This window comes from Streptococcus hyovaginalis DSM 12219, from assembly GCF_000420785.1.
In the GTDB taxonomy this organism is placed as follows: domain Bacteria; phylum Bacillota; class Bacilli; order Lactobacillales; family Streptococcaceae; genus Streptococcus; species Streptococcus hyovaginalis.
This window is the reverse complement of sequence record NZ_ATVP01000010.1, coordinates 1-12753: the sequence shown is the minus strand read 5'-3', so window position 1 is coordinate 12753 and position 12753 is coordinate 1. Positions and strand designations below refer to the sequence as shown.

Here is a 12753-nt window from a genome sequence, read left to right as displayed (position 1 = left end):
CTCACGTTCATTAACTTTACCATTATATCATAAATGGCTTAAACTTGGCTTAATCCTCTAAAATCACCTGATCTGCATCCTTTCGCAAGAGTAAAAGACCATCACTCATGGGAATTAAGCTAGCTGTTAAATCAGGATGCTTTAAAGTCGCATCAAATAGGCGATGCAAGCCACGATAAATGGTGCGTTGGCCTCTTCGAACCTCTTCAATCGGCTTAGCAATATCGCCTCCTTGGAAGACATCATCAAAAACAATGATGCCTCCTTTTTTTACATGCTTAATAATATCCGGTAAGAAAACAATGTATTTTGATTTAGCAGAATCCACAAAAACAAAATCATATTCTTGATCCAATTGATTTAGTTGATCCGCCGCCTCTCCTTCCAAGAGCGTGATTTGGTGACGGCTATCATACTTCGCAAAATTGTCTTTTGCCAATGCGATCATCTCTGGATTGCGATCAATTGTCGTGATTTGTGCCTCAGGGGCGTACTCTGCCATAAGCAAAGCAGAAAAGCCAATAGCGGTTCCAATCTCCAAAATAGACTTTGGCGCTAATGATGCCATCAAAAAACGAAAATAAGCCACTACCTCATGCTGGATAATGGGAATATTTTCGTGATGAGCAAAGTTGGCTATTTCTGCTAGATGTCCTTGATTTTCCAATAGATGCGTTCGCATGTAAGAAACGACGTCTTCCTTAACAACAGGGCGACGCATGTTGTGATTTGCATTTTTCGAGTAACTTTCAACCATGGCTTTAGTATATTTTAAGCCTCTGAAAATGTCAAGAATACCGGCAGATTGGTCAACTACGGCCTATCAAATAAGGTTAAGAAAATAAAGAGATAATCTCCTCTAAATGCTCAATCTTGCGATTGAAGGAATCTGACGGCTGATTGAGATTAAGTGACTGAATACCCGCTTTTTTGGCTAAAGCCATATCCAAATAACGATCGCCGATGTAAACCGTCGATTGAGGGGCTAAACCATAGGTTGATATCAGAAAATCTATGGCTTCTGGATGAGGTTTTCGTTTAAACCCATCGGCAGAAGTGATGACTTCCGTGAAGTAGTCAGAGATTCCTAACCGTTGTAGAACAGACTCAGTTGTTGCTCCCTTGTGGGTATAAATAAAGTTTTGCACCCCTTCTTGCTTTGTCCATTCCAACACCTCTTTGGCCCTTGGCATGAGGACAATACTATCATCACGAGCCGCCTTCTCCACGGATTGTTTTTTCTTTAATTCCTCAAAAGAAACACCGTAACTTTTCTCCAAGTCCAATAATAAATCGCCTGTTGATTTTTCCAAAATATAGTTTTCCACAGCAACTCTATCAAATGGTATTTGAAAGTGTTGATAAGTTGCTTCAAGCGATTCTAAAATAGCTGGATAGGAATCAACAAGGGTGCCGTCAAAATCCCAGATAAAAGTCGGTTTTGTCATAAAATACCTCCAAAACGATCTCAGACGTTTGTGTCTTTCCAGACACCTCTTTTTGACCTTAACAAGTCAAATACGATGCCTATTTAGATGCTGCCATCATTTTATTTAATCCTTTGTTTCTGCTAACGACATCACTCTTTAAAAAATCGAGCCATTTTGATAGCGGCATCTTGGGTAACCTTCATCTCGATACTTTCTCTACAGCCACTTTTGGTTTCCAGAACTAAGGACATCTGATGAACCTCTGAGCTAGAGGCACCCCCTTTTCTTTGCTTCTCTAGCCAATCCCCAATGATAGCTCCTTTTTAGCAGTCTCTCCCTATTTTAAACTATTGAAAAGTCTTAGTGATAATAAACTAGTTAAGAAATATCCCCGTCCCAAAACAACGACTGATATCACAATAGATTAAACAAGGACCATTCGTTAGATTTGTAAAAAACAGGTCAGAATATGTATCATACTAACATAATATTCCCTCTTAAACCATATCAAGAGAACCGTCCAAAATCTGCTCTGGTATTTTGACAGAGCAATATTTAAAACAAATACCGTATCAAAGAAAACAGCACTGCCAATGTTACTAATGTCACGATGATTTTGTAAAATAAGGATACCGAGCGGTCTTCGTTATCTGGTTCTTCATAACGCACTTGATCAATACGTTTGTTAATATCCTCTTCCAGCAAAGGATTTTTTTTAGCCATTTAGAACTCCTTTTAGCAGTTTATGATAGTGCTCTGAGCTATCTTGAGACGTCTGAGCACGCTGATTAACAATAGCCCTTGGAAAATCCTTTTCCACTTCCCTTATGGTCTCAATTAATTTATCAGGATCTGATGAGAGAAAAAGATGTGATTTAGGAATAAAATACCGATCATGCACCGTTTCCTCGAAAGCAAACAGGAGCAAATTCTGCTCAAAAGCTCGTCTAACTATCTGATCCACTTGATTACCGCCATTAATATCAAAGTAAAAACCACAAGTTGAGATAAGTTCCTCTAACTGTTTGGCGCTAATGTTAGGGTATAGAAAAACATTATCCAACTCAGCTTTGGCCATTAAATGTTGAGACATCTCCGTGTAGGCACCAATATGAAATTGATAATCAGGTAATTTTCGACTTAAGAAATCGAGCTGGTTAATCTGATCTGAGTTGGTCATTATCAATATAGTTTTTTGAGTGACCTTGTCAGATTTTTCAGGGTAAAGATAGCCTAGATAAGACATTTTCTTCAACTGATCAGCTGCAACCAAGCTTTGAGCAGTTTGATAAGCCTGCAAATCTTGAAAAACAATGTGCTGAGTTCGAGTATGATTATTGGCTAACAAGGCCTTCATATTACCTGGCAGATCATCACTGATACTTTCTTGCCAAAAGAGAATGTCTTGCCCTGGCTGATTCATATAATAAGATAAAAAGAAGGGTTGCGAAAGGGAGTTGTAGCATATGTTGGATAAATCAAATTGTCGCTCATCTAGATAAAAGCGATAAAAATCTAAACGATTTGTAAAAACATGGATCTGACCTTTCCATTCTAATAGCAAATCACCCGTCTGAAGGTTCTCTGTCATCACTTCTAAGCCCGACTTATTTTGGTAAGTTCGTATGGTGGGGTGGCCTTCATCATCATAAAATGTCCGTGAATAGAGCCAACCATATTGATTGTAATGCTCCGTTAACAGAGGTTTCTCTTGCTTATCCAACCAATCAACCGACTGGATTCTTCTAGCTGGTCCTGACTGACTATAATGTATAGTAGCCTTCTTATCCTGGTATTCCCAAACCTCTCCTTGACTATTAGTTCCCGTGATTTCCCAAAAATCAGGAACCTCCAGTTGATTGAAGTAAAGAGAATGGCCTTCGTCAGAAATCATCTGACAGAAATAACCATAAGGTGATTCCACACCTTTGGGTAGAAAGCCATTTTCAGAAAGACTTACACATTCACCTTGAAATCCAACCTGTTTCAAAGAATAGTGGAGATCCTGACTTTTTTGATGGTAGTAATCAACTAATAAAATCATTGGTATCCTCCTTTAGCAATAAGGCCCAAGCTTCTTGCAAGTGATGACTCAAAAATGCATTGGCTTTTCGATAAGAGTTTTCATGCATTTGTGAAATATCATCCTGACTAAATAACTTTACTATTTTTTCTGCAAAAAGCTCTGCGTAGTGAGTCGCATCATCTCGTTTAGCACGAGGGATGAGGTAGCCATTCTTACCGTCTTCAACAAAGGTTTGGTTGCCATAAGGAACATCGAGCCCAATAATGGGAAGACCTGAGCTGATTGCCTCTAGAAGCGTTAGACCAAAACCTTCACTGGTAGAAGCTGTCAAGTAGACCTGATACTTTTGATAGACACTTGTTAGATCCTGATGCCCACAAAGGCGAATATGATTTTGCAAGTTATACCTCTCTATAAGATCTCGTAACTTACCACTTTGTCCGCCTTCACCGTAGATATCAAAAGATAAATCCGGCAGCACTTGACAAGCTATTGCCACCCCTTCTATTAACCAGTCAATATGTTTCTCTGCAGCAAGTCGCGAACAGGTCAACAGTGATAGAGGTTTTCTAGGACTATTTGGATAATGCAAATGATCAATACTTCCTACAGGTATCGTCACAATTTTAGGAGAGAAAGAGGTATACTGCTCAAATTGTCTTGCTAAAGTTAGGCTTTGTTGGTCTGTGGAAGTGATAAAAGCATCTATCTTATCAGCATTGGTAAACTGATATTCATAATAGTTATTCCATAAAATGGTCTCCTCCGTTTCTGATGAGGGGCTGTAGTGCTCTGCATGGACAACAACTCCCACTTTTGCAAGACCTTTTTGGCGTAAAATAGCTTGACCAGTTCCTGTCGCACGGTCCACTAATAGCCAGTCATTGTCTCGTAAGTGAAGCTCCTCAAGCAAGCGCTCCAGTAGCTGCTCTTTCGATGGGATGATGGCGTCTGGAAACCGAAAATAACTCTTGTCGCCTTGTACCTGCTCGGTATAGGCGATGCTTCCATCTTGATTATAAAAGTGACGAAGATAGAGTTGGGGCTTGCCATCTTTTGGCGTGTAGAATTCTGAAAACACTTTACAGAAACTATAGTAATCCTTACGAATTAAGATTCCTCTTGAGAGATACTCCACGCGTTGTATAATCTGAGTATGCCCCTTTCGCTTAAATGCTGCGATAGTGACATCTTGTGTTTTAGATTTATAGCTTAGAGCTGTTTCTGTATCGTTTTCTTTTTCAAATTCAGAACCCAAGATATCCTCCAGCTGACTCTGCTTAAAAGTGGTTGGTGCTACTGGGATATCTGTAAAAAAGCCATACAGCCACATAATTTCGTGGTCCAAAAAACCAATATTTTGCGTATAATGTGCTAAGTTTTCCGCTTGAAACATATCAGTGAAAATAAACTGAGCAGAAATCCCCATTTCCCTAAAAATGCTTGCTCGGTAAGCTTGTGCATATTCAACACCACTGCTGGCCCAGCCAATCCCTTTATTGATACTGTATACTGTCATCTTCTCCCCTTTAAACAAAGTAAATTGATTGCTTGCCACTTGAATCACGCTCAATGGTACTCAGCATGAGATTCTGAAGCACCTGTTCCTGGATGACGGCTGTCATTTTTTGATAGGAAGTTAGAGCTTCTTTATAATATTCATACATTCCATCCCGTTGGGCAATGCCTCGCATAGAAACAACACCTTTTAATTGCTGCAAGCTATCTACTTCTTGTATCCAACACTGGTCAATCGCCTTTAAAACAGACAATCTATAAAATTCCTCAGTGGCTTCCTCCGTACTTAGAAGAGCTTGTTTTTGTTTCAATTCATCCTGCACTAAGGCCAAGAGAAAAGAGCGTAAAGCCTCATCCTTAGTAATGTCCAATTCCTCAGGAAAGGACTTAAATCGATAACTATAAGCATCTAAGATGTAGCGTTTGACAGCAGCTTCGTCTCTCCTAGGATTGTCCTCAAGGTAGCGATCAATCACAGCTTCAGCGATTTGATTGATTTTTTCAGATAGATTGGTACTGGCGCTTAACAAATCCTGCCTTAAACGGTAAATCTTGTTGCGTTGAATCCGCATAGGCTCATCATACTGAATGGTGGTTTGACGTGCTTTTTCACCCTGTTCCTCGCTCTTTTCTTGAGCATGCTCTATGGCACGGTAAAATCGGCGACCTTTTAACAGTCCACTAGACCCATCACCATATTTTTTAAAATATTTTTTGACCCAGTCAGGTCCATAACTGGTAAGCAAATCATCTTCTAATGATACGAAAAATTGGCTCATTCCTACTTGCCCCTGACGCCCGGATCTACCACGCAGTTGCCAGTCCATTCGTCGATTGGCCATCCGCTCTGTACCAATGACCGCAAGGCCTCCCAACTCAGAAACACCTTCTCCTAACTTTATATCTGTTCCTCGCCCCGCTAAAATAGTGGCACAAGTTACTGCTCCCTTTTGTCCTGCTTCTTGAATGATGAGGGCTTCTTTTGCTACATTGTAAGCCGTTAGGGTATTGTGAGCAATGCCTTCTTGTAGCAATAATTTAGAATAAATTTCCGTTATTTCTACGGTTCCTGAAATCAAGAGTATAGGCTGCCCGGTCGCATGTAATGTCTTAATGAGATCAAGGGTCGCATAGAGTTTCTCCGGTAAACTAGCATAGATTTTATCTGGGTAGTCCTTGCGTCGAATGGGTTGATTCGTCGGAATAGTAACGACAGGTAAGTGATAAGTTCTCAGCAACTCATCTTCGGACATACTGGCTGTCCCGGTCATCCCTGATAGTTTTGGGAACTGATTAAATAAACTTTGGTAAGTGATAGAACCCATGGCTCTACTTTCTTTGGTCTTTTTTACCTTCTCCTTGGTTTCCAAAGCCTGGTGAATTCCCGACTGCATGCGCATGCCCTCTAGGGTACGTCCTGTTTGTTGGTCTAGCAAGATGACTTCATCTTCTTGCACCAGATAATCAATGTTTTTTCGATAAAGCGTATGGGCACGCAGAGCCAAATTAATATGTCGATTAATCTCCCAATAAGCATTATCATACAAATCTGAAATAGCAAAGAAGCGCTCCGCTTCATCGATACCTGAGGTTTTTAAGTAGACTTCTTTTTTTTCTTTATTTAAATAGAAATCTTGCCCTTCTTCCAGAGTCAGGACAAATTGATTACAAATATCAAAAAGGTTAGACTGTACACGAGGCGCTCCGGAAATAACCAAGGGGGTTTGGGCATTGTCTAACAAAATAGCGTCTGCTTCATCTATAATGGCGTAATGAAAAGATCGCATAAATTGATCAGATAAAGAAGAAGCTAAATGGTGGGTTAAATAATCAAACCCCAAAATAGAAGAAGTTGTGTAAACAACATCTGAGGCATAGACATCCCGCTTTGTCTCAACAGAAACATCTTCATCCTCATCATAGACTCCTAGACCCGTTGATAAGCCTAAAAAGTGGTAGAGAGGCGCCATCTCTTCCATATCTCGCTTAGCTAAGTAGCCATTTGGCGTCACAAGAATGGTTCCCTTGCCCGATAAAGCATTGAGGTAAAGGGCCAAAGTAGCTGTCAATGTCTTACCCTCACCTGTTCGCATCTCAGCAACTGCTCCTTGATGAAGGGCAATAGCCCCCATGAGTTGTACAGGATAGGGGAATTTCCCTAAAATACGGTAACAAGTCTCACGTACAAGGGCAAAAGCTTCAACCAAAAGATCATCTAAACTCTCTCCTGCCTGATGCCGATTTCTCAATTTCAAAGACTTGGCTTGTAAAGTTTCATCAGAGTAATGGCGATAGGTCTTTTCTAAAGCAAGTATTTTTTGCGTTTGTTTTTTGATCTCTCGAAGGCGCCAACGATTAGCTATCGAGGGACGAATCTGTTCTTTCATTTAAATTCCTAATATATCTTGGTAAAAGTGGACTAATCAGTTCTAGCTCCTTAGGCAATACTACTGTTCTCACCGATTCCTTCTGATTAACAAGGTTAGTGGCTGGTGCACTTCCAGACAAAGTTAATTTTGAAAAATGCAAGCGATCACAGCCAGCGTTCATCATTTTAATGGTGTAGGCGAATGCCTCCTCAGGGTAACAAAAGCTTTCTTGGCCATTCTTCAAGACGATCCAAGCAATTTCGTCATCTTGACGATTAAAAAACTGAATCAGAAAGTAAACAGTAGCGGCCGGCTCTGCTATCACATCTTGTTTCAGATGATAGGTGGCACCAGGTAGTAGGAGAGGCAATTCAGGCACTCTACGCTCTGATTGGTAGTTGGTTCGCGAACTCCAAGATTTTATAATGACACCCGACGGATAGCGTAAGTTCTCAAAGAAAATATCCTGTCCCTGACGCCTTATCAAGGAACCATAATAATACGTCTGATTATTTTCAAAGTTTCCCCAGTAGATATCTCTCTCAAAATGCATGGTCAACACCTAAAACTTCCTTTCAAACCCAATTTCCAGTAATTTATGATACTGGGTCATAAACCATTTATTAATTGATCGGCTATTATCATTATGACGACCTTCATAGCCTTTTGCATAGAGAGTCGCCTGCGTATTGGCTAAGTGAGGAATCAAGCGCTGAATGGCTAAACCATCATAATCATCCTGCTCCATATAAGCTATGGCAAAGTCAGTTTTAGCAAACTCTTTTTTCCCAAACTTATCCCAAAAACGGGCATTCCACCGGTCGATCGCCTCTTGGTCAGAGCCACCTCCCACATTTCGGAGCATATCAGCGCTAGTTTCAAACTCCCCAGGCCGTTTTAGTTTTAAAGCGGCTGTTGTATCACCAAGGTTGGTAAAAGGCTTACCGACAATAACCGCGTAAGGCTCCAAATCTGCAGCATAATATAGGCTACCAAATGCTCCCATAGAAAGGCCAGATAATATCAGTTCTTGATGGCTAAATCCAAGATAATCCAATGCTTCTTGAATTGCCCCTACTACTTGATTTTCCAATTCTTGGCTTCCAGAATAAAAGCAACCACCTTCCAGTCGAGGATCCGCCACCAACAAAAAAGGTGTTCCTAGTGATTTCATCATATAAAATCCTTCAAATCCCTCTGCATCCCTAAAGCCAGAGAAATAAACTGTCAAAGGTGGCTTTAAATCTCCTGGATTAAAGTAGGTAAAGAGCTCTTGCCTTTTATAATCCTGATGTCGCCTACCACCCAGGACAAACTGTCCTAAACCTTGACGAGAATAGCGCCAATGAAGTGAGCCAACACTGATCCGTCCCCGACCTTTAGCCAGTACGGAAATAGCGTAAAACCCAACGCTATCATCTTGTGCCAAAACATAGGGAGTCTGAAGTTGCTCTTCTGTCAGATAAACGGACTCTTTTATGTTTCCCAAGGAGCCTCTTTCCATGCTAACTATCTCCACAAGAAGTTGGCAATCCCCCTCTTTTTGGTATTCTAACCAAATCTCTAAGGCCATAGGAAAGCTAGGGAGATTATAACGATAGGTGTATAGAGGCTCAAATGTTTCCCCAAAGATACCTTCAAAGTGCGTCGCAAGATTCCCTTCATTTGTCACTGTCCCTGTAAATTGTGGCGAAACTACTAGGTCAGGCAACTTTAGCTTATCACCATACTGTCCAGAAAAAAGAGTCAAGCCTAAAAAATCTGCTATTTTCTGTGGCTCACCACCAACAGGTAGTGATCTCAACACTTTTTGACGGCTCCAACTTGTCTCTTGGGACAACTGGGATGATAGTTCAGGGATATAAAAAGCTGCATGAGCCTCTATGCGATTAGATAAGGTATCTAAATGCATCAAATCAAAAACAGAGGTGATTAGTAATGCGGTAAAGGATACTTGCTGACGCTCCACATCCTGGCCAGCTGGCGTGACTAAAGCTAACTTAGCATTGTGCTCTTCCTCATGTTGATAGATCCAGGATGCTAGTTGATCTGGGGCGGCATAATACCATTGCATGTCTTCCGAAAGAGATATTTGCCCACTCCAATCATCATCTCCTACCTGTAAGATTTTTATCTTTGCCATCTTCTATTTCTCTTAGTGTATCCTTCCATTGTGTCATCAAACGACCACTCGTATAGTCTGCCATTTTTTGGACCGTTCTAACCAAAGCTTTATTCCAATTAGCAAGACCATCTGTGTAGTAAACGATAGCCTTAGCTAAGTCTTCCCAATCCGTGATAATCCAACCATTTTCTTTGTTTTCAACAAATGGCGTGACTACCTTATTAATTTGTGGCAAGCCAGCGCTTAAGCTGGCAATTTGAGTGTAGTGATGGGGTTTTTTAGCCAAATCTATAACCACTCTAGCAGTGTCTAAAGCAGCAATAATTTGGTTTTCATCGGTAACTGTCACAAAATAAACTGACCGCCAAGTCCGTTTTTCCTCGCTGACAAGTTGGTTTTCACCCTCTTCCACTGGAATGGTAAGGTCCATAGCCCACCGACTGGCTAATATATGGTCCAATAAATCCTCCTCAAGTAAGGTCATATTTCTGGTCGACTCATAGGTCACAAGTTCCAGTCCCAGCAGATGATTTTCGGCTAAGAGAGGCCATACCTTTTCGAGAACAGCTTCTAACTCCTGATGGCTTAGCCCATCAATTACAAAATAAAGACGCATCTCTGCTACCGTCTGGCTTCTGCCTAGGCGTAGACGTGTGTCAAACAAGGGTATTTTACTAACCTTTGGTAAGGTCAGCTGATTAGCTTTGGAAAAATTATTTAAGTGATCTATCTGGTCGTCACCTTGAACCAAGAGAAGCTGTGCGTACTGGCAGAGTGCCTTTAAATCATCATCTGTTAAAGTCCGATCATCATAAAACGAATAGGCTTTTGTGTTTTCAGAGAATAGTCTGCCTAAAAAAACATTGTGTTGCTTATGAGCTGCGATGATTACTACATCACCACTTGTTACAGAAGCCCTTTTAAAACGGTGCAATCTCTCGCTCATCAAGTCTTCCCAGCTCGAGTAACTTATCTTCGAAAAATAGGTATCTGCTGCGGGATTAATCTCTAATTTAACTGTATCAGGGCTGAAGTGTTCCCTGACCTGCCAAATCCCCTGAGCGTTTAAAAAATCTTGATACAGAGGCTTATCATCCTTAAATACCAGATAGCTAGATAAAAAGCCACGATCATCAAAAATATAGCAATAGTTTCTTAAGCCAGCTTGATACCAATCAATGCTGTGGATATTTCCATTTTCAGCAAACTGAACGGTCGCAATCACCTCATCTTTGACTCGGACATGCACATAGAAAGGACTATAAATAAATGAGGCACCCTTTGGCCATTTTAATTCCTTAAAATCAATGGAACGGCTGGATTCGTCCGCTATGTTTTGAATATCATCAAAGAATGACCAGTAAGAGATGCCTAAAATCCCATGTTTATGCAAAAAGTAGCGAAGTTGCGGTTGATAAGCTAAAAATAGGGGACGACTGTCCTCACCTGCGTCATGGAAAAGTTTCATTTGACTGATGGTATCATCAAAAACGAGTCGATTCATCACTCGGTACCAATGAGGTCTATCCATTTGCCAAGGGTTCTCTTGTGAGTACCAAGCAGGTATAAAATAAAACATATCTCTCCTTTATAACAGGTTTCCATAGCGCTTCCAAGACCTAATGATGTCGACCTGCTCAACCAGACCTAACAAAAGCGTTGTCACGATGTAGATATTGTTGACTATCAGTGCTAGCCCGACTTCTCCAGATTGCTTCCAAACCAACAAGATAGGCAAACCTCCAACTAGCGCTGTATAAAGGGCCCCAATAAGAGCTAAGTATTTCAGATAACGTGCAATGTAGACTCTTGTTGCTTCCCCTGGTCGCACATGCTCGATATAATCTCCTGATTTCTGTAACTGTTTGGCCACTTCGGTAGGATCTAAATTAAAGTAAGCAAATCCAATAGCTAGGAAGAACAATACGGCAATATAGATAAGAATACCTGATAATTCTGTCAAATTGCTATTATCTGCCAAAAATCGTAAGGGACCGTTCTCTGGAAAAATTTGTAATAGCCCTCTAAATACTATGGGAGGTAAAGACATAAGTGTCATGGCATACATAAAGGGCAAGCCTCCAGCTGGAGTTAAGCGGATTGGAATATAAGATTCTTCGGAATAGGTATGAGTTAGCATAATTCGCTTCAAAGGAATGCGATACTCAGCTCGATAGACAATAACAGTCACTAAGACCAGGAAACTCGACGCTACCATCATCAACAATATACTTATCCACCACATACCACTAAATAATGTCACATCTTGGAAATAACTGCCTGTATTTAATAAAAAACTAATAATAATATTGGTGATAATAATAACTGTGGAACTCCCCAGTCCTTTTTGGGCATTCAGTTGACCAATCCACATCAAGACATAAGCTCCAGCAACTAAGATAACCATACTTGCTAGCCGTAGCAAGCCTTGACTATTAGGTCCTAAGTCTGGTAGATAATAGTAATTTCCCAAAGCGCTAATCCCAAAAGCCTGAATAAGGGCCACCGCCAACATTAACCACATCTGATAAAAGTGCTCCTGTCGCTTTGTCCTTACTTTAACCCACTTAAAAAGCGTCAAAAAGCGCCAGATAATCATACTTGTCATCCAAGGGCTTAGTCCTAGAGAAAATAGGGTGAGGTTGGAAAATTGTCCTCCAGTAACCAGGGCCAGGTTATTTATCAAATCAGACATTGCTGATTGGGAGGTGAGGGATTGGTTTAGGGGGATGGTCGCAATAGGTAGGTATCGCCCTATCATGTAGAGAAATATTGTCCCAAGTGTCCACATGATTTTTCGCCCTAGTAGACTCCTACCCACATAAGAATTGTATTTGTTTAACATGTTTTTCCTCATTTATTATCACGTCTAGCGGTAGATGCACTACCGCCACACATGATAAACCGAGATTAGATAAACTCTAATCTCGATATTATCATCTTCATTTCAAACTAGCTATTGAAAACCTATTCGTCATTCTTCTTTTTCTTCTTGCGGGCGAATGCTGCAAATAAGAAGCCGGAACCAAGAAGGCTTGCTAAGCCAGAGAGACCGTTAGTTTCCCCAGTATTCGGCAAGGTTGCCTGACCAGACTCGCTCGCCAATTCAGAAGTAGGCTCACTTACCGATTCAGAAATTGATTCTGACACGGACTCACTAACCGATTCTAAGACGAATTCGCTAACTGATTCAGAAATTGATTCAGAGACAGACTCGCTTACCGACTCTGAGATGGATTCGCTAACTGACTCAGATACAGATACTGACTCTGATGCAGATACTGA

11 protein-coding genes are annotated in these 12753 nt (G+C 40.8%); all 11 read right to left on the bottom strand.

Annotation, left to right across the window (positions count from 1 at the left end):
- Positions 1-49: 49 nt before the first annotated feature.
- The gene (locus tag G574_RS0107695) at positions 50-757 is read right to left on the bottom strand and encodes an O-methyltransferase (RefSeq protein WP_029691689.1); all 708 of its coding nucleotides are present in this window, start codon (positions 755-757) and stop codon (positions 50-52) included.
- Positions 758-833: 76 nt separating this feature from the next.
- Positions 834-1448, bottom strand: a complete 615-nt coding sequence (locus G574_RS0107690) for an HAD-IA family hydrolase (protein ID WP_029691688.1) — start codon at positions 1446-1448, stop codon at positions 834-836.
- A 537-nt stretch (positions 1449-1985) separates the two neighbouring features.
- Positions 1986-2153, bottom strand: a complete 168-nt coding sequence (locus tag G574_RS11660) for a hypothetical protein (protein ID WP_169343466.1) — start codon at positions 2151-2153, stop codon at positions 1986-1988.
- Positions 2146-3474 (bottom strand): accessory Sec system glycosylation chaperone GtfB, encoded by a 1329-nt coding sequence (gene gtfB / locus G574_RS0107680; protein ID WP_029691687.1) that lies wholly within the window; start codon positions 3472-3474, stop codon positions 2146-2148. The genes G574_RS11660 and gtfB overlap by 8 nt, the downstream gene beginning before the upstream one ends.
- On the bottom strand, positions 3458-4975 hold the full coding sequence (gene gtfA, locus G574_RS0107675) for an accessory Sec system glycosyltransferase GtfA (RefSeq protein ID WP_029691686.1): 1518 nt from the start codon (positions 4973-4975) through the stop codon (positions 3458-3460). Before gtfA ends, gtfB begins: the two co-directional genes overlap by 17 nt.
- 10 nt (positions 4976-4985) lie before the next feature.
- Positions 4986-7361 carry an accessory Sec system translocase SecA2 gene (secA2, locus tag G574_RS0107670; RefSeq protein WP_029691685.1) on the bottom strand — a complete coding sequence of 792 codons (2376 nt, stop codon included), beginning with the start codon at positions 7359-7361 and terminating at the stop codon, positions 4986-4988.
- Complete coding sequence (asp3, locus tag G574_RS0107665; protein WP_156828120.1) at positions 7330-7896, bottom strand: accessory Sec system protein Asp3; 567 nt, start codon at positions 7894-7896, stop codon at positions 7330-7332. The genes secA2 and asp3 overlap by 32 nt, the downstream gene beginning before the upstream one ends.
- A 9-nt stretch (positions 7897-7905) precedes the next feature.
- Positions 7906-9486 carry an accessory Sec system protein Asp2 gene (asp2, locus tag G574_RS0107660; RefSeq protein ID WP_029691683.1) on the bottom strand — a complete coding sequence of 527 codons (1581 nt, stop codon included), beginning with the start codon at positions 9484-9486 and terminating at the stop codon, positions 7906-7908.
- Positions 9452-11047, bottom strand: coding sequence for an accessory Sec system protein Asp1 (gene asp1 / locus G574_RS0107655; protein WP_051130556.1), 1596 nt, complete (start codon positions 11045-11047; stop codon positions 9452-9454). Before asp1 ends, asp2 begins: the two co-directional genes overlap by 35 nt.
- 9 nt (positions 11048-11056) lie before the next feature.
- Positions 11057-12313, bottom strand: coding sequence for an accessory Sec system protein translocase subunit SecY2 (secY2, locus tag G574_RS0107650; RefSeq protein WP_029691681.1), 1257 nt, complete (start codon positions 12311-12313; stop codon positions 11057-11059).
- A gap of 122 nt (positions 12314-12435) precedes the next feature.
- Positions 12436-12753 (bottom strand): LPXTG cell wall anchor domain-containing protein (locus G574_RS0107645; protein ID WP_051130554.1); only part of this gene is annotated, 318 nt, incomplete at its 5' end.